The sequence below is a fragment of the Erythrobacter neustonensis genome (assembly GCF_001663175.1).
GTDB lineage: Bacteria > Pseudomonadota > Alphaproteobacteria > Sphingomonadales > Sphingomonadaceae > Erythrobacter > Erythrobacter neustonensis.
This window is the reverse complement of sequence record NZ_CP016033.1, coordinates 288,579-313,715: the sequence shown is the minus strand read 5'-3', so window position 1 is coordinate 313,715 and position 25,137 is coordinate 288,579. Positions and strand designations below refer to the sequence as shown.

Below are 25,137 nucleotides of genomic sequence, written 5' to 3'. Positions count from 1 at the left end.
CAGGCCCTTTTTGCACGCCTTCAGACCCCCGCAATCGCGGTGTTTCACGTGAAACAGTCGGTCAGGTGGCGCTGAGGGCAGCTCAGGCGGAAAGCGGCGGTGCGGCGCAGTGACGCGCGATGAAATCGCCGTGCGAGGGCATGACGGCCACCGCATCGTCCATCGCCTTGCGGATCTGGCCAAGCCGTTCGGCGACCGGCACCGACCCGCGCATCTGCGCCAGCGCGGGCGCGCGGGCAGGCACGATCCCCTGACCCAGATAGACGGCGATCCAGCTGGGGTTGGCGAACAGTTCCTGCGGTTCGGCCACCAGGGTGCCGTGGGCGCGGAAGTGGTCGATCTTGTATTGCAGGCTGTCGGGGATCGGCATCGCGGCGCAATAGCGCCACAGCTGGGAATCGTCCCGCTCGCTCGCCTTGTAATGGAGGATCAGGAAATCGCGGATCAGCTCGTATTCGCGTGCGGTCTGCGCATTGTATTCGCGCGCCAGTAGCGGCGACATCGCCGTGTCGGGCAGCAGCGCGAGCAGCCGCAGGATGCCGTATTGGATGAGGTGCAGGCTGGTCGATTCCAGCGGCTCCATGAAGCCCGCCGACAGCCCGATCGCGACGCAGTTCTTCTGCCAGAATGCGCGCCGCTTGCCCGTGACGAAGCGCAAGGTGCGCGGGTCGGCGAGCGGCTTGCCTTCGAGGTTGGCGAGCAGCGTCTCGGTGGCCTCGTCCTCGGAGACGAACTGGCTGCAATGGACATAGCCGTTGCCCGTGCGGTGCTGGAGCGGGATGCGCCACTGCCATCCGGCTACGCGCGCGGTCGAGCGGGTGAAGGGGGTGAAGGCACCGCGCTCGGATGGCACCGCGACCGCGCGGTCGCAGGGAAGCCAATGCTGCCAGTTGTCGTAACCTGCGTGCAGCGCCTCCTCGATCAGCAGGCCGCGAAAGCCGCTGCAATCGATGAAGAACTCCCCCGCGATCCGCGCGCCATCATCCAGCGTGACCGCTTCGATGAAGCCGTCCTCGCCGCGCAGAGAAACGTCTACGACCTTGCCCTCGACCCGGCGCACGCCGCGCTGTTCGGCATAGCGGCGCAGGAATGCGGCATAGAGCCCGGCATCGAAATGGTAGGCGTAGTCGAAGGTCGACTGGATCAGCCGTCGGTCGGGCGAGGGATGGGCAAACTTCCCCGCCTTCGCCATCGCCCAGCACATCGAGAAATCGTCGATCGGGCCGTGCATTTCCCCCGCCAGGTGCGCGCGCATCCAGTGGTGGTAGAAGGGGACGCTGTCGAACTCCGCCCCATACTGGCCAAAGGGGTGGAAGTAGCTGTGGCCAAGCCTGCCCCAATCGACGAACTCGATCCCGAGCTTGAAGGAGCCCTGCGTCTCGCGCACGAAGGTCGCCTCGTCGATACCGAGCCGCTGGTTGAAATTGCGGATCGGCGGGATCGTCGCTTCGCCCACACCGACCGTGCCGATCGCCTCGCTCTCGATCAGCGTGATCGCACAAGTCTCGCCTACCGCTTTTGCCAGTGCAGCCGCTGTCATCCACCCCGCCGAACCGCCGCCGACGATGACGATCGATTTGAGGGGGGCGGGCGCTGCGGTCATCCGCCGCAGCTTTCGCGGATCAGCAGGCTGGTTTCAAGCCGCTGCGAAATCGCCGGGCCATCGCCCTTGTCGATCAGCTTGGCGACCAGCATCCGTCCGGCAAGATTGGCGTCCTGGTCGATCGTGGTGAGCTGCGGGGTAACAAGGCGCGCGGCGGGGATGTTGTCATATCCGACCACCGAGACATCCTCGGGCACGCGCAGGCCCGACAGGCGCAGCGCGCGGATCGCGCCGATCGCGATCAGGTCGGAAGCGGCGAACACCGCGTCGAATTTGAGGCCCTTGGCCACCGCGCTGCGCACCGCGATCTCGGCCGAGTGGACCTCGAAATGAGCAGGAACGACGAGGCTTTCGTCGAGCGCGATGCCCGCGTGGTCGAGCGCCTGGCGGTATCCCCGGAACCGCTGCTCGGCCTCGGGGGCTTCGATGTCGCCGAGGAACAGGATCCGCTCGCGCCCCAGCCGCGCCAGATGCGCAGTTGCACGGCGGCCGCCGGCAAGGTTGTCCGAGCCGACGACGCAATATTGCGCATCGGGAAATTCCGCCCCCCACACCACGAACCGGTTGTCGCGCGCGGCGAGCGCGTTGAATTCGTGATGGAGCGAGGATTGCCCGATGAAGATCGCGCCGGTCGCCCGGCTGGTGCTCATCGCATAATCGAGATCGCCGCCCGCGCGCGGGGACAGGTGGCTGATGATCAGATCGGCATTCCGTTCGCGCGCGGCCTCGGCGATGCCGGCAAGCAGTTCGAGGAAGAAGGGGTCGGACACGCGGCTGTCACGCGCCTGCGGGGCAGGGACGACCACCGCAAGCGTCGCATCCGCGCCGATCGGCCCGCTCGGCATGCTCGCGCGGAACTCGTAATCATGCGCGCGCGCGATCTGCCAGATCTGCTGCTTGGTGCGGCGCTTGACCGAGGGGCTGTCGTTCAGCGCACGGCTGACGGTCGAGATCGACACCCCCGCCTCGCGCGCGATATCCTCAAGCGTGGCACTGCGCCGGTTGGCGGCGGAAGGGGACGCAATGTCGGCCATCAATTCTCCTGCACGGCAGCCCAGAACCCGGTGCCGGGCGCAAGGCTATCAGGCAGGCTGGCAGGTGCAATCGCGCTTTCGGTCGCGATCGGGGAAAGCAGCTCCATGCCCGCGGGCAGCACGAATTGCGCTGCGGTTTCACCGAGGTTGAAGACGCACAATACCGCCGCACCCTCGTGCCGCCGGACAAAGGCGACGATCTCGGGGGCGCTGTCGAGCACCTCGCTTGTCCCCAGCATCAGCGCCGGGTTGGCCCGCCGCGCGGCGAGCAGCGCGCGGGTGTACGCAAGCGTCGAGGAGGGATCGGCGATTTGCGCATCGACCGCAAATCCGGTATGCGCCGGATCGAGCCTCAGCCAGGTGCGGTTCGCGCTCGAAAAGCCCGCCTGCGGGGCGTTCGCCGCCCAGGGCATTGGAGTGCGTGCGCCGTCGCGGCCCAGCGTGTGCGGCCAGTTGGCGATCGCTTCGGGGTCCTGCAGATCCTCGAACGGGACATGGCCCTGCGGCAGCCCCAGTTCCTCGCCCTGATAGATGATCGGATTGCCGCGCAGTGACAGCAGCAGCAGCATGTTGAGCCGCGCGGCGCGGCCCATGTCGCCATCGAGCGTCCAGCGGGTCACAGCGCGCGGAGCATCGTGGTTCGAAAACGCCCACGACGGCCAGCCTTCGCCCGGGGTGCCGTCCCATTGCTGAAGCGAGGCGCGCACCAGCGGCGCAGTCAGGCGCGCGGCATAGAGGAAATCGAAATTGTACGCGCTGTCGAGCCGCTTGCCGCCTTCGGTAAAGGCTTTCATCTCCGCCAGCGGTTCTGGCCCGCCGACCTCGGCAACGGTGAAGCGGCCGGGAAACTCGTCGATCGTCGCGCGGATGCGTTCGAGGAAGGCGACGATGTCGGGGTGCGACTGATTGTACTGCTTGTGCTGCATGTCGAAGGGCCGGGTCACCAGCTCCATCGGCATGCCCGAAGGCGGGTTATCCCGCAGATCGGGATCGTGCATCGAGAAATTGAGCGCATCGAGCCGGAACCCGTCAACCCCGCGACCCAGCCAGAACCGCGCGGCATCGAGCAGCGCGTCCTGCACATCGCGGTTGTGGACATTGAGATCAGGCTGCGAGGTCAGGAAATTGTGCAGATAATACTGCTTTCTGGGGCCGTCCCACTGCCACGCCGAACCCCCGAACACCGATTGCCAGTTCGACGGGGGCGATCCGCAAGGCTTGGGGTCGGCCCAGACATACCAGTCGGCCTTGGGATTGGTGCGGTCCTGCCGGCTCTCCTGAAACCACGCGTGTTCGTCCGAAGTGTGCGAATAGACCTGGTCGATGATCACCTTGAGGCCGAGCGCATGCGCCTTTTCGATGATCCGGTCGAAATCGGCAAAGGTGCCGAAACTGGGGTCGATCCCGCAGTAATCGGCCACGTCATAGCCAAAATCCTTCATCGGCGAGGTGAAGAACGGGCTGATCCAGATGCCGTCCACCCCAAGGTCGGCGATGTAGTCGAGCTTGTCCGCAATCCCGGCAAGGTCGCCGATCCCGTCGCCGTTGGTGTCCTGGAACGAGCGCGGGTAAATCTGGTAGATGACCGCGCCGCGCCACCAGGCGAGCGGGTGGGCGGATTGGGCGGCGGTGCTGGCAAAAGCGGTTGCCATTAGTCTTCGGTCTCCAGAATGCAGGCAGCAAAGCCGAAGGCGGGCAGGCTGATCCTGACCGCGCCGGGCGCAGCGAGCGCGGCAGGGCATTGTCCGACCAGCGGCGCAACACCGCGCGCGGCGTAGCTGACCTCGATGCTTTGCGAAAGTGGGGCGGGGCCGGTGTTGAACACCGCAAGAACGCGCTGTCCGCTCGCCGGGTCGTGCCGTTCGACGGCAAGCAGTCCGGGCGCGGCTTCCTCGAACGCGCGCACGGTGCTCAAACCGCGGCGCAGCGCCGGGCTGGCGGTGCGCGCGGCTGCAAGTTCGCCGATCTGGCGGTAGAGCGGGTGCGCGGTGTCGAAATTGCTCTGCGCGGTGGTTGCGACAGTGCCGATCAGGCGGTTGTCGTTATAGGCGGCAACCTTGCTCGGCATCATATCCTCGCGCGCCAGCTGGTCGTTGCCGTCGGAAATGAAGCCCTGTTCGTCCCCGTAATAGACCGTCGGCACCCCGCGCAGCAGGAACATCATCGCATGTCCCAACCGGGCGCGGGCGAGCAGCGTAGCGGGATCGTCCGACCCGCTCATCTCGCGCACGAACATCGCAAAGCGACCGAAATCGTGGTTGCCGAGGAAGGTCGGCAGACCCAGCGCGGTTTTGGCGCCGCCGGGATAGATCGCGTCCTGGCCAAGAAATTCGGCCATCAGTCGCGGGCTCGCCTTGCCGCTGGCGACCATCTGCGCCGCCTTGGCAAAGCCCATGTCGAGCGCATAGGGTAGACGGCTTTGCGCCATCACCTGCGCAGCCAGCGTGGCGGTGGGTTCCTCATAAGCGATCTCGCCGAAGATATGGAAGTGATCGATCCCCTTCGCCTTTGCGCGGGTAAGCATCGCGGGCACGAAGGCCTGCCAGAACTCGGGGTTCACGTGCTTGGCGGTGTCGATCCGGAACCCGTCGATCCCGTAATCGTCGATCCACTGGCCGAAGATGTCGATCATGCCCGACACCACGCGCGGGTTTTCGGTGGCGAGATCGTCCAACCCGACGAAATCGCCATAGACCGCGCTTTCGCCCACCCAGTGCGAATCCCCGCGGTTGTGATAGAGCGTGACGTCATTAAGCCATGCGGGCACCTTCACGCTCTTCTCCGCCTCGCGCACGAAGGGCGTATAGGCGAAGTTGGGATCGTTGAGCCGCGCCCAGTTGGCAGGATCGGGATTGTCGTCGCCCGCAAAGCCTTCGTTGATCGGCGCGCCTTCAGCTCCGCCGCGGCGCGAGAAGGGATATTCGCCCTTGCTGCGATAGGTATATTCGCCCTCGCGGTAATCGATCACGTCGGCGGTGTGGTTAGTGATGATGTCCATATAGACCTTCATCCCGCGCGCGTGGGCGGCGTCGACGAAGGCCTTGAATTCGGCATTGGTGCCGAAATGCGGATCGACGCGGGTGAAATCGGTCACCCAGTAACCGTGATAGCCGGCGCTTTCCTCACCCGGACGGCCCTGCACCGGCTTGTTCTTGAAGATCGGCGCAAACCAGATCGCGGTCACGCCCATGCCCTGGATGTAATCGAGCCGGCTGGTCAAACCCTTCAGGTCCCCGCCGTGGTAGAAGCCCTTGTGCGCGGGATCAAAGCCATGCTGGAGCGGGCCGCCCGTGATGCCGCCGCGATCGTTCCGCGGGTCTCCATTCTCGAAGCGGTCGGGCAGCACGAAATAGATGATTTCGTCTTCCAGCCCGCGCTCGCTGATCGCCGGGACTGGCGCAGTGGCAGCGGCGGCAACGCGGTTTGCGGCGATGGTTTCACCGGCAAAAGCTGCACATCCCGAAATCGCGGTGCCCGCGCACAGCACAGCCGCAATCCGCACGAAGATTCGTGTCATGACCCTTCTCCCTCAGCGTCGGTTGTGACAGCTTGGGAAAAATTTTGCAAATCCTTGTGAGCGGCCCGGGTGACATCAAAACCATCACGCAACACCATGAAATGGAAGGCGAATAATGGCGCGCAGAAACTATATTGCTGATTTTTCCGACACGGTTGCACAATGTTTCTTGCAAATTTTTGCAGAGCATCCGAGACTGCGGGGAAGCAGCCCCGATGACCTGACCGGACACCAGAGCCGGCCGGCACGGGCAATGCTGCGGGCCGCACCACGCGTCCTTGATCGGGCCGCGCGCGGCGGGAGAGGGATATACGCTGAATGACCCAAGCCGGCCACAAGCCCGCGCTCAATGCCGCGCAGATCTGGAACATGAGCTTCGGCTTCCTCGGCATCCAGATCGGTTTCGAACTCCAGAACGGCAATGTCAGCCGCATCTTCCAGACGCTGGGCGCCGATGTCGGCAGCCTTGCGATCCTGTGGATCGCCGCGCCGATGACAGGGCTGATCGTCCAGCCGATCATCGGCCATCTGTCGGACAAGACCTGGAGCCCGCGCTGGGGCCGGCGGCGGCCCTATTTCCTGATCGGCGCGCTGCTGGCGACGCTCGCGCTGTTCATGATGCCCAACGCGCCGGTGCTGTGGGTCGCGGCGGGCCTGCTGTGGGTGATGGACGCCTCGCTCAATATCACGATGGAGCCGTTCCGCGCCTTTGTCGGGGACAACCTGCCCGACCGGCAGCGCACGATGGGCTATGCGATGCAGAGCTTTTTCATCGGCGCAGGCGCGGTGATCGCGGGTGCGCTGCCGTGGGTGATGACCAACTGGCTGGGGCTCAGCAACGTCGCGCCCGAAGGGCAGATTCCCGAAACCGTCCACTGGGCATTCTATATCGGCGGTGCGGCATTGCTCGCTGCAGTGGTGTGGACCGTGGTGACCACCCGCGAATATTCTCCGGAGGAGCTGGCGAATTTTGCTGCTGCCCGCGGCGAGGATCGCCGACGCGCGCAAGGCACGGCAATGCGCAGCGCGGCGCAATTTGCGCGCGGCGGCGTGGCCTGGGTGATCGCCGGTTTGGTCGTGGCGGCGCTCGTCTTCGCCGCGCGTTCGGACAATCGCCCCGCCTTTCTTGGCGAGATAGAGGTCGCGCAGGAGCTTTACGTGCTGGCCGCGCTGGTCGGCGGGTTCGGGTTGATCCAGCTGATCGCAGGCGTGTTGCGCAGCCAGAACCGCGAAAGCAGCGGTTTCATGGAGGTCGTCACCGATCTTTTCGCGATGCCGCGCACCATGCGCCAACTGGCGGTGGTGCAGTTCTTCAGCTGGTTCGCGATGTTCGCGCTGTGGATCTACGGCACGCCCGGCGTCGCGGCCTATCATTTCGGCGCGAGCGATGCGGCCAGTGCCGCCTATCAGGACGGAGCCGACTGGTGGAGCCTGATGGGATCGGTGCGCAACGGCCTTGCCGCTGCCGCCGCGCTGGGTTTCGTGATGATCGCTGCGAAGATCGACCGCACCCGGCTTCACGCGATCAACCTGGCGGTGGGCGCGGCGGGCTTTGCCGCGATGCTGTTGGTGCGCGATCCGGCGCTGCTCTGGATCCCGCAGATCGGGATCGGCATCGCCTGGGCGTCGATCGTGTCGATGCCCTACGCCATTCTTGCCGGCTGTGTTCCGGCCGAAAAAATGGGCATCTACATGGGCGTGTTCAACATCTTCATCGTCGTGCCGCAGTTGCTCGCAGCGACGCTGCTGGGGTTTCTTGTTACCAACCTGTTCGGCGGGGAGGCGATCTATGCCTTCGTCATCGCCGCGGTGAGTTTCGTGCTCGCAGCAATTGCCACGCTGTTCGTCACCGATGGCAGCGCGGCGCTTCGGGTGGAGGCGGCATGATGCGCTTTGCCGCTTTCCTCCTTGCCAGCGCGCTTGCTGCTGGCCCCGCGCTCGCCCATCCCGACTATGCCCCGCGCGATGTCGTCGAGGTCGAGAACGCCGCCTGGACGCGCGACGCGGTGCTCTACCAGATCAACACCCGCCAATTCACGCGAGAGGGCACCTTCAAGGCGGCGCAAAAACAGCTTCCGCGCCTTGCGAAGATGGGGGTCGATATCCTCTGGCTGATGCCGATCCATCCGATCGGCGAGGCGGGGCGCAAGGGGACGCTGGGCAGCCCCTATGCGGTGCGCGATTACCGTGCGGTCAATCCCGAACTCGGCACCGAAGCGGAATTTCGCGCCTTTGTCGATGAGGCGCACCGGCTGAGGATGCGCGTGATCCTCGACTGGGTCGCCAACCATTCGGCCTATGACAATCCGCTGACGGTCAGCCATCCCGAATGGTACACCCGCACCCCCGAAGGCGCGTTGACCAGCCCGGCAGGCACCGACTGGTCGGATGTCGCCGATTTCGATTACTCGCAAGCTGGGCTTCGTCGATACATGACCGAAAGCCTCGCCTTCTGGGTGCGCGAATACGGGATCGACGGATACCGCGCGGACGTGGCGGGCTATGTCCCCACCGATTTCTGGGAAACCGCCCGCGCCGAACTGAACGCGATCCGCCCGGTCTTCATGCTTGCCGAATGGGAGCAGCGCGACCTTCACGCGCGGGCCTTCGATGCGACCTATGGCTGGGGGTGGAAGGAAGCGATGCAGCGCCTCGTCAAGGACGGGAGCGGGGCAGGGGCCATGCGCGGTTATTATGCCGGACAGTCCGAAACTTGGCCGCACGCCGCGATGCGGATGGTCTATACCGAGAACCACGACCAGAATTCGTGGGACGGGGTCGCAGCGCAGATCTACGGCGATGCTTACGAGGCGGCAATTGCGCTGTCTTTCGTGGGCAGCGGAATGCCGCTGATCTACAACGGGCAGGAGGGCGACAATGATCGCCAGCTCGAATTCTTCGAGCGCGACCCGATCGTCTGGAAGGAAGGTCGCCGCAAGCCGCTGATCGAAAAGCTGATCGCCTTGAAAACCGCGCAACCTGCGCTCCACAACGGGCGCTTCGGTGCCGGCATGGTCGAAGTGCCGACGAGTGAGACCGCCGATGTCTATGCCTTCACCCGGGGCGAGCGCGGGGCACGGGTGTTCGCGGTGTTCAACCTCAGCCCGCGCGCCCACCGCGTCAGCTTCAGGCAAGCGCGCCACCATGGCGCATTCGTCGACGCGATGACCAGCGAGCCTGCGGCCTTCACAGGCGGCGAGACGCTCGACCTGCCCGCATGGGGCTACCGGATTTACACAGAGACCAAGTGAGGCGCCCGGAAGGGTGAGGGAGAGAACGCATGACCAAGCATTGGAAACCGCTCGCGGTGATGGCCGCAATCAGCTGGGCGGCGATGAGCGTTGCCGCGCCCGCGCAGGCCGAGACGCTCACCCTCACGTCGCCCGATGGCAGAATCGCGGTTACGGTCAAGGATGACGCGGGCCAGGCGACCTATGCCGTCAGCTTCAACGGCAAAGAGGTCATCGCGCCTTCCAAGCTCGGCATGCTGTTTGCCGAGCATCACGGGTTTGAACGCGGGATGGCGATCACCGGATCGGCCCGCGCCGCAAACGACACCACTTGGGAACAGCCATGGGGCGAGCGGCGGCTGGTGCGCGACCAGCACAACGAGCTTGCCGTCACCTTCGGCACCGAAACCGACGGCCCCGCGCGCAATATCACCGTGCGCTTTCGTGCGTTCGATACCGGGATCGGCTTCCGCTACGAGCTGACCGCGCAGCCCGCATTGCAGGGCGACATCGCGATCGTCGAGGAGCTCACCCAGTTCAGCGTCGGCGACAAGACCACGATGTGGTACACCCCCTCAGACGAATTCAACCGCAACGAATATATCTACCGCGTCGCCCCGGCTGGCGAAGTCGATGACGCGCATACGCCTTCCACCTTCCGCACCACGGACGGCACCTATCTGGCGATCCACGAAGCTGCGCTGGTAAACTATTCGTCGATGTCGCTCGATCAGCTGCGGCCGGGCAATTTTCAGGCAAACCTGCGAAACTGGTCGGGCGGGCCGAAGGTCAAGACCAGCGCGCCGTTCACCTCGCCGTGGCGCACGATCCAGATCGCCGACAAGGCGGTGGGCCTGATCAATTCGGACATCGTGCTGAACCTCAACGAGCCCAATGCTCTGGGTGATGTGTCCTATGCCAAGCCCGGCAAGTATATCGGCATCTGGTGGGCGATGCACATCAACGACCGCACCTGGGCGAGCAACAAGTACCACGGTGCCACCACCGCAGAGACGAAGCGCTATATCGATTTTGCCGCCAAACACGGCTTTTCCGGCGTGCTGGTCGAGGGTTGGAACAAGGGCTGGGATGGCGACTGGTTCAATAACGGCGATGTTTTCAGCTTTACCGAACCCTATCCCGATTACGACATCAAGGGGCTGAGCAAATATGCCGCCTCCAAGGGGGTCGAGCTGATCGTCCACCACGAGACCTCGGCCAACCTCACCAATTACGAGAAGCAGCTCGAAGCCGGGCTCGACCTCGTCAAGGCGATCGGCTCGAACTACGTCAAGACGGGCTATGTCTCGGACGCGGGCGATGCGGTGTGGATCGATGACAAGGGCATCCGCCACTACGAATATTACGACAGCCAGCGGATGATCGATCATCACATGACGGTGATCAAGGCGGCCGCCGAACGGCAGATCGCGATGGACACGCACGAACCGGTCAAGGACACAGGCCTCCGCCGCACCTTCCCCAACTGGATGAGCCGCGAAGGCGCGCGGGGAATGGAGTTCAACGCGTGGGGCACGCCCCCCAATCCGCCCAGTCACGAGGCGATGCTGTCCTTCACCGCGCTGCTGGCCGGGCCCTTCGACTACACCCCCGGCATCTTCGACCTCAGGCCCAACGAGCGCCCGCCGGTCCGCCCCGACATGCCGCGCGGCGATCCCAAGAACCGCCCGCAGACGACGCTCGCCAAGCAGCTTGCGACCTATGTGACGATCTATTCGCCCTTGCAGATGGCCGCCGATCTTCCCGAGAACTACGAAAAGCGCATGGACGCCTTCCAGTTCATCAAGGACGTCGAGGCCGATTGGGAACAGTCGATCGCCTTGGACGGCGAAGTCGGCCAGTGGATCGCGATGGCGCGGCAGGGCAGGAAATCGAAGGAATGGTTCCTCGGCGCGCTGACCGATGAAAGCCCGCGCGATGTCTCGCTGGCGCTGTCGTTCCTGGAACCCGGCAGGAAATACCGCGCGCAGATCTACCGCGACGGGCCGCACGCGCATTGGGACTACAACCCCTATGACATCGTGATCGAGGAAAAGGTGGTGACCGGCGGCGATAGCTTCGCGGTGCATCTGGCGGCCTCGGGCGGGGTCGCGGTGCGGTTCATCCCGGTGAAGTGAGGGCAAAAAGCGGACAAAGGTTACAGCGTGTCAACTTTGCGCCGCCGCTTTTTCTTAATTATTTACAATACTTAAATCCACTTTTTGCAAGCGGACGGACACGGGGGCGCAGGCGTTGATTGCGCCTCCGGTGGCATACGGCCTCTTGAGGCCGGGCACGACGATGGGAAAGAGCCGGCGCGGACCGTAGCGGCGGGCGGGGCTGTAGGAAACTTAGCCAGACACTTCGCTGCCCGCTTGATCCGTGGCCCCGCTATCTTTCCTTACGGACGGGGATCAATACGGCGGGGCCCCGGAGCCTCGGCCTGCGCGGGGCATGCACATCTGGGGAGGTGAGAGAGCAAACGGCGGCTTGAGCCAGCTTGCGGCTAAAAGCAGACAACCTGAAATCGACCCCATTCCGGACATTGCCTCCAAGAAACGTGGTAGGCCTCTTCCGGGCCGACTGCTGAAAAGCGGTTTCGTGTCTCCAACATGCAAATGCCGACATTTGGCTGTAATGATGTCTCCTGAGATTTTAACGCAACGGAGTGCTGATCGAAGTTTTACGGGGGCGTACTTAATCCGTAGCCTCACTGTTTACCGTATCTCCACCCGCCAGGGGTAATGTCCCCGAAGCCGGAGAATTTCATGCAACGGATCATTCCCAAGAATTGCGTTGAATGCTTCACTTTATCTATGCACAATAACGACTTGCACGGTCGCATAGCTCCTAAAGCTTGAAGATGATGCCGACATCGCGCAATGCTGATGCCCGCCGCGCGGAGCTGTCCGGCTTGATCCAACGCGTTGCACGCAGTGACCGGAAAGCACTCAATGCGGTTTACGACCGCACATCGGCCAAACTCTACGGTGTGTGCCTGCGGATTGCCGGTGATCGTGATGCGGCCGACGACGTCCTGCAAGAGGTTTATCTCAAGGTCTGGAATCGTGCCGGGCGCTTTGATCCTGAATTTGGTAGCCCGATAACATGGCTTTGCGCGATAGCCCGGAATGCCGCAATTGACTGGGTCCGCAAACACGGCCGTTCCATCAACAATGTCGCCGATCACGTCGACACCGGTGACGCCGAATTTGGCGAAGCGCTGGAATTGATGGCAGAGGATGCCGAGCGCGCGCAGATATTCGACTGCCTCGGTGCGCTTCCGTCCAACCATCAGCGCGCCATCCGCCTCGCTTTTTTCGACGGACTGAGCCATTCGGAACTTGCAAGCGCGATGCATACTCCGCTTGGCACGACCAAGAGCTGGATACGCCGCGGCCTGGTCCAGTTGCGGGGGTGCCTCGAAAGTGACTAGCAAACTCACACCTGAACAGGCCGCGCTGGCAGCAGAACACGCGCTCGGCGTTCTCGAAGGCAATGAGAGGGCCGAAGCTTTGCGGCTATCGCTGGCGAACGCGGCCTTTGCGGCCAGGGTAAAGAAGTGGCAGGGCCGCCTCGATCCGCTCTGCGAGGCCTTCGATGAGGTCACGCCGCCGGATCTCTGGCAGGCGATCGAAGCACGGTTGGGCGACCAGCCGTCCGATGCGGACGTCCGGGCTCTGCGTTTCTGGAAAAGCGCTGCCGGATTGGCAGGCGCGGTGGCAGCAAGCCTTGCTGCGGCGTTGGTGCTCAATCCATCCCCGGCCTCAGTCCCCGGTCCGGAGCAGCTTGCGGCCCGTCCCGTGATCGCACAGCTTGAAGGGGCCGACGGCACGCTGCTGGCAGCCAATGTGAATGCGCAGACCGGGCAACTCATGATCCGCGCTGTCACATTGCCGACGAGCGATCTCGCGCCCGAGCTATGGGTCATCCCGGGTGACGGCGTGCCGCGTTCGCTGGGTCTGATTTCGCGTGAAAAGGCGACGCTTGTGACCCTGCCCAGAGCCCTGCGTCCGCTGGTGATCGATGGCGCGACCCTTGCCGTTTCGTTGGAGAGCGCGCAAGGCGCGCCGCACAACGCCCCGAGCAGCACACCGATCGCGATGGGAAAAATTTCGGCAATCTGATCGGCTGCGCATCTGATCGCGCCGAAATCTTCGTATCTGCATGGCGAGAGACCCTGACGGCAATTGTGCCATGTCAGGCGCCGTTCGCCTGTTGTGTGATAGGTGCCGGCACGTAACCGGCGCCACGCCTTATGACAGGCTGGCCGCGCCTGCCTAGCTGTCCCATTTGCGCGAGCGGTGCCGGTTGGCACACACTGGCGGCACTCTCTTCGGAAGGGCTTTCGCACCAGCTACAGTTTTTTGAAAACGGGGTTCTTCAATGAAAAAATATGCACTTGCCGCCGTCACTGCGGTCATAGTGGCCGCACCCGCACAGGCACAGGATGCCTTCGACGGTGTCTACGCCGGCATTTCGATCGGCTACGACATTCAGGCGGGTGACGGTGATGAGACCATTACCTTTGACCGCGGTTCGAACGGCAGCTTCAACGAAACGATCACGACTGCAGCCGGCGCCAACGCTTTCTCGCCGGGCTTCTGCGGCGGCGAAGCGACCTCGACCGCGAACACCAATTGCACTGCCGATGATGATGGCGTGACCTTCCAGGGACGCCTCGGGTACGACAGCCAGATGGGCAAGTTGGTGGTCGGCATCGTCGGCGAAGTCGGCACAGCGGACGTGACCGACACCGTTTCGGCCTTCAGCACGACCCCGGCGTTCTATTACATCGAACGCAAGATCGATTACACGGCCGCGCTGCGCCTGCGCGCCGGATACACCATCGCCCCGACGACCTTGCTCTACACTACAGGCGGCCTCGCGTATGCCAAGCTCGACCAGTCGTTCGAAACCAGCAACACGGCAAACGCCTTCGCAGTACTCGCCGACGACAAGGCCTGGGGCTACCAAGTCGGTGCGGGTCTCGAACAGAAGATCGGCAGCACGTTCTCGCTCGGCATCGAGTATCTCTACACCGGCTACGACGACGACGACACGACGATCCGCGTGACGCAGGGCACTGCCGGCGCTACCAACCCCTTTGTTCTTGCGGGCGGCGCGGACTTCAAGCGAGCGAATGATGACTTCAACCTGCAAACCGTCAAGGTGGTTGCGACCCTCCGCTTCTGACGATTGCGATACGGGGGCGGCCAGCGGCCGCTCCCGTATCTTTGCTTGCTCTTGCTTCAACAAATTTGGAAAAACGTTTTGGCAGAACCGTGAATATCCTGGAGTGTCGCGAACCGAGGGCGATAGCTAAGGCATTGAGCCACGCTTGGTTCCGCGTCCCATATCCGCCGATCAACGCCTAAGGCACCACCCGCCGCCGCCTTCGATTTTCGATGAGCCGCCGGTCAGGAGCAGACGGCCACCACTCCGCAGTAGGTCGCGGCGACCGCTTTCATCGTCTGCGACACTGACCATAGCATCTTCGGGGGTTGCGCCGATGCAGCGGCGTCGTCCTGTTGTCAATTCGTCCTTTTCAGCGGTCGCTATTGCGGGCGACAGCTACCCGCGCACGACCGGCCGTGAGCGGGTCTGCCGAGCGATCCCGAAGGCAGTATGGCAGTTAAAGCTGATCGCCCGCCGAATGCGGAAATTCTCTTTCCGACCCCGTTGCTGCCATTCTCGGCCACTTAAAATAGGTCCCCTAGCGGACATAAGCGAGGTCGTGATAGTTTTTGCGGCACGTCCCCGTCCCTACGGGAGCAAACCCGGCTATGGGTGAATGAAGGGATCGACCGGTGGAGGCCATGATGTTGAGACACACGCCTTGGACTGTCGCGGCTTTCTTTCTGGCTGGTAGCGCAATGGCGCAAGAAACGTCGACAACCCTTGATCGCGCCGCCCGCGAGGCAATGGAGCAGACCAGCGCCAGGGGGCTCGCAGTTGCGATGATCGATAAAGGGCAGGTCGTCAGCGTCCGCGCATATGGGGTGCGGAACGCAAAGGGCGATCCGCTGACAACCGGCACAGTGATGTATGGGGCGTCGGTCACGAAGGCCGTGTTCGGGTATCTCGCAGTGCAACTTGCTGCAGAAGGACGCCTGCAACTTGATCAACCAATTGCCGACCTGCTTCCCGATCCGCTGCCAAGCTACGGCAATCTGGATGCATACGGGAATTGGGGAGACCTTGCATCCGACGACCGGTGGAGACTTATCACACCCAGAATGGTGCTGACCCACTCTACGGGATTTGCCAATTTCGCGTTTCTCGAACCAGATGGCCGCCTGCGTATCCATTTCGATCCGGGCACTCGCTATGCCTACTCGGGCGAGGGCATGATGCTGCTCCAATTCGGTTTGGAGCGTGGGCTGGGCATGAACATCGAGGAAGAACTGCAGCAACGGTACTTTCAGCCGCTTGGGATGACACGGACAAGTCTCATGTGGCGGGCCGATTTTGCCACCGATCTTGCAGATGGTTGGGACGCCGAAGGGAATATCCAGCCGCACGATGAGCGCAGCCGCGTCAGGGCTGCAGGATCGATGGACACGACCATCTCGGACATGGCGCAGATGGCGGCGTATATGGTTCGCGCTGACGGATTATCACCGGAGTGGCGTCAGCTATATCCGGGGGGCACGCTTCCGATCACGACGAAGCAGCAGTTCCCCACAATGCTGCCGGACGCGCCCGAAGCCGAGCGCCCGCAAGCGAAAGCTGGATGGGGCGTTATCACCTTTTCGGGCCCACAAGGCCCAGGCTGGTACAAGGGCGGACACAACGACACGACGGCCAACACGCTCGTATGCCTGCAAGAGGGTCAGCGTTGCGTGCTTATCCTCTCGAACGATGTGAGGGCCGAGAGTGCTTTTCCCAAACTGGTGCGCATCGCTTTGGGCGAAACCGGCGTGCCTTATCCTTGGGAATATCCCGAGCTGTCGGAATACTGATTTATCAAAATCGGTTTGCTGCCTCCCGACACCCATCCGTTGCCAATATCGGCCATTCCGCAAACCACCCACTGCCCGCCACAAGCCCCGCATTTGCGATCACTCAAGAGCAGCCGCCTCGAACGTGAAGAGGGCGGCCGCCTTCCCCCAAAGGCGACCGCCCTCACTCCCGTCCAAGGGAGAGCCGGTAATTCTGTCAGTCAGGAAGCGCTCTCAAGCGGCCTGTTCCATCCGGGCGAGTTCGCAATGCGACCAGATTTCGCTCAATGCCTTGATCAGCCGGTCGATATCGCCATCCGAATGCACTGGCGAAGGGGTGACCCGCAGCCGCTCGGTGCCGACGGGGACGGTCGGATAGTTGATCGGCTGCACATAGATGCCGTGGTTGTCCATCAGCCAGTCGCTGATCATCTTGCACTTCTTGGCATCGCCCACCATCACCGGGATGATGTGGCTCGGGTTGTCGAGGTGCGGGATGCCCATGATGTCCAGTGCCCGGCGGACTTGCGCGACGCGCTTCTGTTGCAACTCGCGCTCGGCGCTCGATTGCTTGAGGTGCCGGATGCTCGCCGCAGCCCCAGCCGCGATCGCAGGCGGCAGCGCGGTCGAGAAGATGAAGCCGCTGGCAAAGCTGCGCACGAAATCAACGAGGTTGGCGCTCGCGGCGATGTAGCCGCCCATCACGCCGAATGCCTTGCCCAGCGTGCCTTCGATCACGGTGATGCGGTCCATCAACCCTTCGCGCTCGGCGATCCCGCCGCCGCGCGGGCCATAGAGGCCGACTGCGTGGACCTCGTCGATATAGCTCATCGCGCCGTGCTTCTCGCACACGTCGAGGATGTCGGCGATGGGGGCGATGTCGCCGTCCATCGAATAGACAGATTCGAAGGCGACCAGCTTGGGCACTTCGGGGCCGTACATCGAGAGGAGCTCGTCCAGATGCTCCGCGTCATTGTGGCGCCACACCTTGTAGGGGGCGCGGCTGTGGCGGATGCCCTCGATCATCGAGGCGTGGTTGAGCGCATCGGAAAACACGACGCAGCCCGGGATCTTCGACGCCAGCGTGCCGAGGCCCGCCCAGTTCGAGACGTATCCGCTGGTGAACAGCAGCGCGGCTTCCTTGTTGTGAAGGTCAGCCAGCTCGGCTTCGAGTTCGACATGGTAATGGTTCGTGCCCGAGATGTTGCGTGTGCCGCCTGCACCCGCGCCGCATTCGTCAAGGCAGCCATGCATCGCCTCGAGCACCGCGGGGTGCTGGCCCATGCCGAGATAGTCGTTCGAGCACCACACGGTCACCGCCTGCGTTTGGCCTTCGACGAAGCGGGTGGCGTGGGGGAAGCGGCCGCGGTGGCGCTTGATGTCGGTGAACACGCGGTAACGGCCATCGGCGCGCACGGTATCCAGTTCGCCGGCGAAAAAGGCTTCGAAATCCATGCGCTTTCCCTCTTGTATCGTCGTCATTGTCATTGATCCCGGGTGATCGGGGCAGCAGACCTGCGCTGCGGATAGGCCCAGCCCCACAGCATTCCGTCGCGGAACGGCAGGGCCAGAAACAGGTGTTCAAGCACGCCGAGCAACGCGAGCGTCGTCAACAGGCTTGCGCCCACCATCTCGGCGCTGCCGACCGGCGCGGCGAGTGCAAGGCCGGCAAACCACGCGGTCGCGCCCGCGATGGCAGCGATCGACGCGGCCAGCAGTACCGTCATCCGGTTGGGGCCGAAATAGGACTTAAGATAGGCGAGCTGATCGGGCAGCATCTCGGACGTCGAATTGGGGACGCCTACGAACAGGTTGATCTTGGAAATCAGCCGCATCCCGAACATCAGCACGAACACCGTCGCGCCGATCTGGTTGGGCGCGTTCCATGCAAGCGAGATCAGCAGCAGCGCGGTGACGGCGAGCGCGACCTCGTGATGCATCACGGTTCCCGCTGCCTGCCGGAACCGTGCGATCCCGACAAGCCCCGGTTCGGCCATCCCACGTCGCGGCCCGGCAGAAGCGCCGGTGAGGAAGGAAAGTTCATGCCAGCCCCACACCATCAGCGCGCCGATGAAGGACAGATACACCGCCCAGACTTCGGCCGAAAGCGAGGAGAGTAGGATCACCAGCAACCCTGCAATCCCGGCGATGCTGCCGACCAAGAGGCTGCGCGAAAAGGTGGCGCGTTCGCGGTTGTCCGCCCAGGCAATCAGCCCGGTCGCGACAAACCAGATCGCCACCGTCACGATGAACGGCACAATATGGCCGCTCCAGCTTACCACGCGGGCTGCAACCGGATAGCGTGGGGAAGCGCGTTGGGCTTGGGCCGCTGCAGATACATCCGCGCAAAGGCGAGGCCTGCGCCGAGCGTGCCCGAGACGCGGCTCAGCAGCCCGCCGATCCCCCCGCGCGCCTTGCCGTTCTCGATCCGCGCCGCCGCAAGCCGCAGCCGCTCCATCTGGCGGCGGAAGGCGGGGGCATCGATATCGAGTTCGACCGGGAAGACCTGCCGCGCGATCTGATTGGTGATCGAGAAGACCTTGTAATCATACTCCGTCGGATCGACGCCGAGCGCGGCGTGGAACAGCGGGCGGTTGTGATCGCGCACATACATGGTGGCATAGACCGACAGCAGGAAGAACCGCACCCACAGCGTGTTCGCACCCTCAAGCAGCTTGGGATCGGCGCGCAGCAGCATGGCGAATGCCTCGCCGTGGCGGAACTCGTCGTTGCACCATTCCTCGAACCAGTCGAAGATCGGGTGAAACTTGTTTTGCGGGTTCTGCGCCAGATGGCGGAAGATCGTGATGTAGCGGGCATAGCCGATCTTCTCGGACAGGTAGACCGCGTAGAAGATGAACTTCGGCTTGAAGTAGGTGTATTTCTTGGTCTTGGTCAGATAGCCCAGATCAACCCCGATCCCGGCATCCTTGAGGCTTTCGTTGATGAACCCGGCATGGCGGCTTTCATCGCGCGCGAGCAGGCGGAAGAGCTGCTTCACGTCAGGGTTCTTGGTGCGCCGCGCGATTTCGGCATAAAGCACGCAGCCCGAGAACTCGGACGTCATCGAGCTGACGAGGAAATCGGTGAATTCCTTGCGCAGCGCCGGTTCCAGCCCTTCGATCACGCCCTTGAAGCGGTCCGAATGCTTGAAGTGCAGCTTGTTGGGATCACCCACCATGTCGGCGATCAGCTGGTCCCATTCGCTGCGCACCGGCGACACGTCGATCGCGTCCAGCGCATCGTAATCGGTGGTGTAGAACCGCGGGGTCAGCATCGTGTCCTGCGTGGCGATGGCCATCGCCTCTTCGCTGGTCATCGGCTTGTAGGCGTTCATTTGATCCTCCCGGCGTTGAAGCTGACTTCGTAGAGTTCGCTCAGGTCGAAATAGGCGGCAATCCGCGTGAGGGTGCGCGCCAGCGGGCTGGCACGGGTGACGGTGGCGCGGCGCGCGAACACTTCACGCGTGCCGAAGGGGATCGCGATCGGCGCGCCGTGGACCCGCACCTTGTCGCCCGGCTCCATCGCGATGTCGCCGTCGAGTTCGACATGCGCGTGGAAATGCTCCGAACTCTGCTCGACCGTGATCGTGCAGGGCGTTTCGAAGGATTGACCGGACAGGAAGGCAAAAGCCATCAGTGCGCCCCTCCGCTGACAGGCAGCAGTTCCTGGTAGACCGCGCGGTTGTCGGGCCCGAAGGCGCTGACTTCGAGGCTGCGTCCGGTGGCCGGATCGGACAGCGTGAGCGTGTCGTTTTCCCAGCGGGTCAGCGTGAAGGCGACCTCGGGGCCAAGCCCGCGGATACGCCGCTGGTGCACCAGGCTGCGCACCGTGGCACGGATGAAGCCGCCGGCACCCACACCGTGGCGGGCCAGCACTTCGCCGCTTGCGCCGTCTTCGATCCTGACGCTGCCATCGGCCTCGTCGAAGAAGCGCAGGCTGCGCTTCTGCGCGACATCGATCCCGGCGGCAGCGCGCGCTTCGGCGGGGACGGACTGCTTTGGCAGGAACCCCATCGTGACCGATGCGGTGAGCACCAGCGAGGCCGCAATCAATCCGCCCATCAGCAACAGCGGCGCGCGGTGGACGGTGATTTCGTCCTTTTCATATTCGCGAACGATCATGCTGGCGCTCCTTCCAATCCGGGCGCACCGCGGTGAATGACGCGGGCAGGGCGGCCGGGCAGGGCCACGGGCGATGCCACGCTTTGCCCGCTTGCTGGCGCGGGTTCCTTGATCTCGGTCAAATTGACCGCAATCGTGCCGAATTGCGCGCGCTGTTCGGCGATCATCCGCGCAAGACGGGCGGCGTCGGGCACCGCGCGCAGCATCGGCTGGGGCATGGCATAGCGCCAGGGGCGCACATGCGGCCACAACAGCAGCGTGCCGAGCAGCCGTTCGCCCGCGACCGCGAGCGCGATATCGCCGTGGCCGTCCTTGCCATGCAGTGCGAGCGATGCTGCGTTGATCTGCTTGAGCGGGATATTGACCCGGGTCTCGATCGCGACGCCGATGCGCATGATCAACCGGCTGTCGGTAAGGATATACAGCGTGCTGCGTGCCGAAGCCCAGGCGAGCAGGTACAGCAACGCGCACAGGATCGTGCCCAGCGCCGCCACGACGATCGCCGCCTGCGGCCTGTCCAGCAGCAGCGCGGTCACCATCAGCGCGCCCATGTAAAGACCGGCCTTGCGCGTGTGGAACGCGCTCCGCGCCAGGAGGCGGGTGTCGGGGCGGCCCTTCCACAGCACTATCTCGTCCGGCGCGGGCGTGCCGAGCTTGTCACCGAAGGCCTTGGGGCCATCGTTCTCGAGCGCGGCGTGATCGATCCCGGCGGGCAGCGGCGTTGCCGCCGCTGCCACCGGACCGACCGCCGCCGCTGTGGCGTTCAGATCCATGCTTCCGACCTTTCGGGGGTTGCGTACATGTAGCCGCCGCCGAAATAGGCCTGGATGCGATCTTCCTCGTAGCGGGTGATCGTGCCCGCGGTCTCGAGCATCGGGACGGCATCGAATTGCGCCGCAGTGATCGCGTCGATCTCGACATATTGCGGCTTGTTCTGAATGATCGGCAGCAGCGCATCGATCAGGCTGTTGCCGTGGACGACCGCCACCATCATCGGTGCGAGCACCTTCTTGCCGGTGGTGGTCTCGATTTCGAGATAGCGGATCAGGTGTTCGGCCTGATCGACCCAGACATCGCTGACCTTGCCCGCGGTTACGCCATCGGCCGCGACCACCGGCCAGCCGATCAGCTTGGGATCATTGTCGGCGATCACCAGTTCGTGGCTCTGGCCGATCGGCACGATGCGCGGACGGCCATCGAAGGTGAGGTCGGGGTATTTCGCCCGGTTGGCAAAGGCGGCCGGCCCCATGCCCTGTGCCATCGCGTCGCCGCTCGGAACCCAAGGGGCGCCGGCTGCGCGGAAGGACTGGACGCCGGGGACGTTGATGTCGTCGCGCGCCACGTCTTCGGGAACGTAGGTGCCGCGGCCGTGGGGCAGCTGGAAAACCTTCTTCTCGCCATCGAACAGGCTGCCCGGGAGAACCTTGCCGGTCTCTTCTTCTTCGAGCGGGTAGCCTTCGCGCCGGCTTTCCCTGTTCAGATAGAACACCAGCGCCACGAAGAACACGAAGAACAACAGGAAGGCGAGCTCGGCAGCATCGAAGGAGCCGACGATATAGGCAGCGTTCATTTCACATTCCTCTCATGGAACAGGCCGGCGCGGCGGCGGGCACGATACGGGACAGGCAGGCAGCGATAATCATGTCGGAAACTCCGCAAGACCGAAGGCGCGCGCGGGCAGCGGGTCCGCATCTGCGTCCTCGATGCGACGATGGCTGACCAGCGGGCCGATTGCGGCAAGCCCGATCAGCAGGAGCGCGATTTCGAGGACATAGACCGTGCCGTATCCGGTGGCGCGCATCGCCAGACTGGCGGTCGGCGCGTCGCTTTGCACCAGCATCGCAATGCCATCGCGCAGCAGGCCGCCGACTGCGATGCCGAGGCCGGCGCAGCTTGCCTGCACCGCGCCCCATGCGCCAAGCGCAAGGCCCGATCCTTCGGTGTCGGCAAGGTTCATCGCCTCCATCAGCGTGCCGACCGAAAACAACCCCAGGCCCAGCCCGATCCCGAGCGCGCCGGCATAGAGCATCAGCGGCGCGGCGAACGGCCCGGCAAACAGAACCAGCAGAAACGCGTTGATCCCGATAACCATCCCGGTGCCCGCCAGCCGGAGCGGGTTCCAGCCGCGGGCGAGCGCGCCGCCCGACACCGTAAACCCGATCAGCGAGCCCAACGCCCATGCGCCCGTCAGCCCTGTGGTCGCACCGACCGACAGACCCAGAATTTCGCCGCCATAAGGTTCGAGCAAGGCGTCCTGCATCGCGAAACCCGCAGCGCCGATCCCGATCGCGATCAGCAGCCGCGCATTGCGCCCGCTGCGCACGAAATCGTGCCAGAGCTGCGAGAAAGTGGGCGCGCCGGGTTCTGGACCGCGCGTAATCGCGGGGTTGCGCGCTTCCTGCTTCCAGATCGCGATGGTGTTGAGGATCACGGTGAGCACCGCGCAACCCTGGATCACCTGCACGAGCTTGGTGGAAGAAAAGTCGGCCAGCACGCCGCCGATTACGAAGGCTGCAAACATCATCCCGATCAGCAGCGTGATATAATGCAATGCGACCGCGCGCGGGCGCTTCTCGCGCGGGGCCAGATCGCTGACCAAGGCAAGGCCCGCGGTCTGCGTCATATGGAAACCTGTCCCGGTCAACAGGAACGCCGCCGCGGCGGCGACCAGCCCCAACGTGAAACGTTCGGGCTTGTCGAGCAGCAGCAGCAGCGCAAAGGGCATGATCGCCAGCCCGCCGAACTGCAGCATCGATCCGAACCAGATATAGGGCACCCGCCGCCAGCCCAGCACCGAACGGTGCGTGTCCGACTTGTGGCCCATCAGCGCACGGAAAGGCGCGGCAAGCAGCGGCACCGCGATCAGGAGCGCAACGAGCCATGTCGGCGTGCCAAGCTCGACCACCATCACCCGGTTCAACGTGCCATTGAGCAGCACCATCGCCATGCCCACGCTCACCTGGAACAGCGAGAGGCGCAGCAGCCGGGGCAGGGGCAGATCATCGCTCGCCGCGTCCGCAAAGGGAAGCAGCCGAAACACGATGTCGGCAAACTTCGGCGGGGCGGGGCGAGCGGGGCGGGTCATCCGTGGCGAACCAGTTCGAGCGCCTGCGAGGTGTAGAACCCGCTGGAGATGCGCTGCGTGCGGCCGATGCTCCAGCCCGATAACCGCGCCAACCGCGCGCGCAGATCGGCCTCGGCGACCGGGACGATCGCGGGGCTGCGGTCGGACTTGGGAAAGACCTTGCCGACATTGTGCATCGCGGCAAGCAACGTCGTGCGCGGCGCGAAGGTGAACAGGATCGACCCCGTCGTGCGCTGCGCGAGTTGCCCCAGCGCGTCGACCAGATCGGCCGGATCGTAATGGATCAGCGAATCCATCGCCACCACGTGCGCAAAGGTGCCCAGACTTGAATCGAGCATGTCGCCCGAGCGCCAATGGATGCGCCCGTGACCAATGAAGGAAGGCGTGCGTTCCCGCGCCACGTCGACGAGGCCCGAGGCAACATCGATCCCGGTCACGTCCGCGCCGCGGCAGGCGGCCGCGACCGCCAGCGATCCGGTGCCGCAGCCGGCATCGAGCAGGGTCGTGCGGCGCAGATCGGTGGGCAGCCAGTCAAGCAGCAGCGCGCGCATCGCGTCGCGCCCGGCGCGCACCGTGGCGCGGATGCCCGAAACCTTGGCATCCGATGTGAGATCGATCCACGCCTGACGCGCGGTGCTGTCGAAATAGGTCGCCAGCGCCTCGCGCCGGTCGTCATATTCGGAAGGGTTGCGCGTGGCCATCACTCGAACCCCAGAAAGTCGAAGATGTCGCGGTCCTTCATCGGCTGGGCGCTCGAAGGGTCGACGCCCGCCCACAGCATCGCGGCGAGGCGCAGATATTCGTCCTGCGCCGCGACCACATCGGGATCGTCGCCCATTTCGAACAAGGTGCACTTTTTCAGGCGCGAGCGGCGGATCGCATCGACATCGCGGAAATGCGCCAGCCGCGGCATGCCGACCTTGTCGCAGAACCGGTCGATTTCGTCGGTGTCCTTGCTGCGGTTGGCCACCACCCCGGCAAGGCGCACGTCGTAGTTCCTGGATTTGGCAGCGATTGCCGCGACGATCCGGTTCATCGCGAAGATGCTGTCGAAATCATTGGCGGCGACCACCAGCGCGCGTTCGGCATGTTGCAGCGGTGCGGCAAAGCCGCCGCACACCACATCGCCCAGCACGTCGAAGATCACGACATCGGTTTCTTCGAGCAGGTGATGCTGTTTCAGAAGCTTGACCGTCTGCCCGACAACATATCCGCCGCAGCCCGTGCCGGCCGGCGGGCCGCCAGCCTCGACGCACATCACGCCGTTATAGCCTTCGAACATGTAGTCTTCGGGCCGCAGTTCCTCCGAATGAAACTCGACCGTTTCGAGTACGTCGATCACGGTCGGCATCAGCTTCTTGGTCAGCGTGAAGGTGCTGTCATGCTTGGGATCGCAGCCGATCTGGAGCACGCGGTGACCCAGTTTTGAAAAGGCGGCCGACAGGTTCGACGAGGTCGTCGACTTGCCGATCCCGCCCTTGCCGTAAACCGCAAAAACCTTCGCGCCCTTGATCTTGTCGGCCGGATCGAGCGCGACCTGGACCGAGCCTTCCCCGTCGGGCGGGTTGAAAGCGGAGGATGGGCTGTGCAGGTTCATGAT

21 protein-coding genes are annotated in these 25,137 nt (G+C 63.9%); 7 read left to right on the top strand and 14 right to left on the bottom strand.

Annotation, left to right across the window (positions count from 1 at the left end):
* Window positions 1-82 precede the first annotated feature (82 nt).
* The 4 genes from A9D12_RS01475 to A9D12_RS01460 are packed head-to-tail and all read right to left on the bottom strand — an operon-like array spanning window position 83 to window position 6,154.
* Window positions 83-1,603: a tryptophan halogenase family protein gene (locus A9D12_RS01475; protein ID WP_068349066.1), complete on the bottom strand. Its 1,521-nt coding sequence runs from the start codon at window positions 1,601-1,603 to the stop codon at window positions 83-85.
* The gene (locus tag A9D12_RS01470; RefSeq protein WP_068349063.1) at window positions 1,600-2,637 is read right to left on the bottom strand and encodes a LacI family DNA-binding transcriptional regulator; all 1,038 of its coding nucleotides are present in this window, start codon (window positions 2,635-2,637) and stop codon (window positions 1,600-1,602) included. The genes A9D12_RS01475 and A9D12_RS01470 overlap by 4 nt, the downstream gene beginning before the upstream one ends.
* Window positions 2,637-4,289 (bottom strand): alpha-glucosidase, encoded by a 1,653-nt coding sequence (locus tag A9D12_RS01465; protein ID WP_068349060.1) that lies wholly within the window; start codon window positions 4,287-4,289, stop codon window positions 2,637-2,639. Before A9D12_RS01465 ends, A9D12_RS01470 begins: the two co-directional genes overlap by 1 nt.
* Window positions 4,289-6,154, bottom strand: a complete 1,866-nt coding sequence (locus A9D12_RS01460; protein ID WP_082925323.1) for an alpha-amylase family glycosyl hydrolase — start codon at window positions 6,152-6,154, stop codon at window positions 4,289-4,291. The genes A9D12_RS01465 and A9D12_RS01460 overlap by 1 nt, the downstream gene beginning before the upstream one ends.
* Before the next feature lie 318 nt (window positions 6,155-6,472).
* Between A9D12_RS01460 and A9D12_RS01455 the strand changes: the two genes are divergently transcribed.
* The 7 genes from A9D12_RS01455 (at window position 6,473) to A9D12_RS01425 (ending at window position 16,349) form a co-directional block, all read left to right on the top strand.
* Entirely contained in the window at window positions 6,473-8,041 is a 1,569-nt protein-coding gene (locus A9D12_RS01455) for an MFS transporter (RefSeq protein ID WP_068349056.1), read from the top strand.
* On the top strand, window positions 8,038-9,405 hold the full coding sequence (locus A9D12_RS01450; protein WP_156522760.1) for an alpha-amylase family glycosyl hydrolase: 1,368 nt from the start codon (window positions 8,038-8,040) through the stop codon (window positions 9,403-9,405). The genes A9D12_RS01455 and A9D12_RS01450 overlap by 4 nt, the downstream gene beginning before the upstream one ends.
* Before the next feature lie 29 nt (window positions 9,406-9,434).
* A complete protein-coding gene (locus tag A9D12_RS01445) occupies window positions 9,435-11,522 on the top strand; it encodes a glycoside hydrolase family 97 protein (RefSeq protein WP_156522759.1) in 2,088 nt (695 codons plus the stop codon).
* 728 nt (window positions 11,523-12,250) lie between these two features.
* Window positions 12,251-12,820, top strand: coding sequence for a sigma-70 family RNA polymerase sigma factor (locus A9D12_RS01440; protein WP_082925595.1), 570 nt, complete (start codon window positions 12,251-12,253; stop codon window positions 12,818-12,820).
* Window positions 12,813-13,511 carry an anti-sigma factor gene (locus tag A9D12_RS01435; RefSeq protein WP_068349051.1) on the top strand — a complete coding sequence of 233 codons (699 nt, stop codon included), beginning with the start codon at window positions 12,813-12,815 and terminating at the stop codon, window positions 13,509-13,511. The genes A9D12_RS01440 and A9D12_RS01435 overlap by 8 nt, the downstream gene beginning before the upstream one ends.
* 259 nt (window positions 13,512-13,770) lie before the next feature.
* A complete protein-coding gene (locus A9D12_RS01430) occupies window positions 13,771-14,580 on the top strand; it encodes an outer membrane protein (RefSeq protein ID WP_068349048.1) in 810 nt (269 codons plus the stop codon).
* Between the two features lie 626 nt (window positions 14,581-15,206).
* Window positions 15,207-16,349: a serine hydrolase domain-containing protein gene (locus A9D12_RS01425; RefSeq protein WP_068353360.1), complete on the top strand. Its 1,143-nt coding sequence runs from the start codon at window positions 15,207-15,209 to the stop codon at window positions 16,347-16,349.
* A 213-nt stretch (window positions 16,350-16,562) separates the two neighbouring features.
* On the opposite strand, the gene hemA is transcribed toward A9D12_RS01425, so the two are convergent.
* From hemA to bchL, 10 genes are all read right to left on the bottom strand, one after another.
* The gene (gene hemA / locus A9D12_RS01420) at window positions 16,563-17,783 is read right to left on the bottom strand and encodes a 5-aminolevulinate synthase (RefSeq protein ID WP_068349044.1); all 1,221 of its coding nucleotides are present in this window, start codon (window positions 17,781-17,783) and stop codon (window positions 16,563-16,565) included.
* A 29-nt stretch (window positions 17,784-17,812) separates the two neighbouring features.
* Window positions 17,813-18,586: a putative photosynthetic complex assembly protein PuhE gene (puhE, locus tag A9D12_RS01415; protein WP_231889666.1), complete on the bottom strand. Its 774-nt coding sequence runs from the start codon at window positions 18,584-18,586 to the stop codon at window positions 17,813-17,815.
* Window positions 18,587-18,603: 17 nt separating this feature from the next.
* The gene (gene acsF / locus A9D12_RS01410) at window positions 18,604-19,665 is read right to left on the bottom strand and encodes a magnesium-protoporphyrin IX monomethyl ester (oxidative) cyclase (protein ID WP_068349038.1); all 1,062 of its coding nucleotides are present in this window, start codon (window positions 19,663-19,665) and stop codon (window positions 18,604-18,606) included.
* On the bottom strand, window positions 19,662-19,964 hold the full coding sequence (locus tag A9D12_RS01405) for a hypothetical protein (RefSeq protein WP_068349036.1): 303 nt from the start codon (window positions 19,962-19,964) through the stop codon (window positions 19,662-19,664). Before A9D12_RS01405 ends, acsF begins: the two co-directional genes overlap by 4 nt.
* Window positions 19,964-20,452 (bottom strand): photosynthetic complex assembly protein PuhC, encoded by a 489-nt coding sequence (puhC, locus tag A9D12_RS01400; RefSeq protein ID WP_068349034.1) that lies wholly within the window; start codon window positions 20,450-20,452, stop codon window positions 19,964-19,966. Before puhC ends, A9D12_RS01405 begins: the two co-directional genes overlap by 1 nt.
* On the bottom strand, window positions 20,449-21,225 hold the full coding sequence (puhB, locus tag A9D12_RS01395; protein ID WP_068349031.1) for a photosynthetic complex putative assembly protein PuhB: 777 nt from the start codon (window positions 21,223-21,225) through the stop codon (window positions 20,449-20,451). Before puhB ends, puhC begins: the two co-directional genes overlap by 4 nt.
* Window positions 21,216-22,022, bottom strand: coding sequence for a photosynthetic reaction center subunit H (gene puhA / locus A9D12_RS01390; protein WP_068349027.1), 807 nt, complete (start codon window positions 22,020-22,022; stop codon window positions 21,216-21,218). The genes puhB and puhA overlap by 10 nt, the downstream gene beginning before the upstream one ends.
* 69 nt (window positions 22,023-22,091) lie before the next feature.
* Window positions 22,092-23,537, bottom strand: a complete 1,446-nt coding sequence (locus A9D12_RS01385; RefSeq protein WP_068349024.1) for a BCD family MFS transporter — start codon at window positions 23,535-23,537, stop codon at window positions 22,092-22,094.
* Window positions 23,534-24,238 (bottom strand): magnesium protoporphyrin IX methyltransferase, encoded by a 705-nt coding sequence (bchM, locus tag A9D12_RS01380; protein WP_068349021.1) that lies wholly within the window; start codon window positions 24,236-24,238, stop codon window positions 23,534-23,536. The genes A9D12_RS01385 and bchM overlap by 4 nt, the downstream gene beginning before the upstream one ends.
* Window positions 24,238-25,134, bottom strand: a complete 897-nt coding sequence (bchL, locus tag A9D12_RS01375) for a ferredoxin:protochlorophyllide reductase (ATP-dependent) iron-sulfur ATP-binding protein (RefSeq protein WP_068349018.1) — start codon at window positions 25,132-25,134, stop codon at window positions 24,238-24,240. Before bchL ends, bchM begins: the two co-directional genes overlap by 1 nt.
* Between the last annotated feature and the right edge of the window lie 3 nt (window positions 25,135-25,137).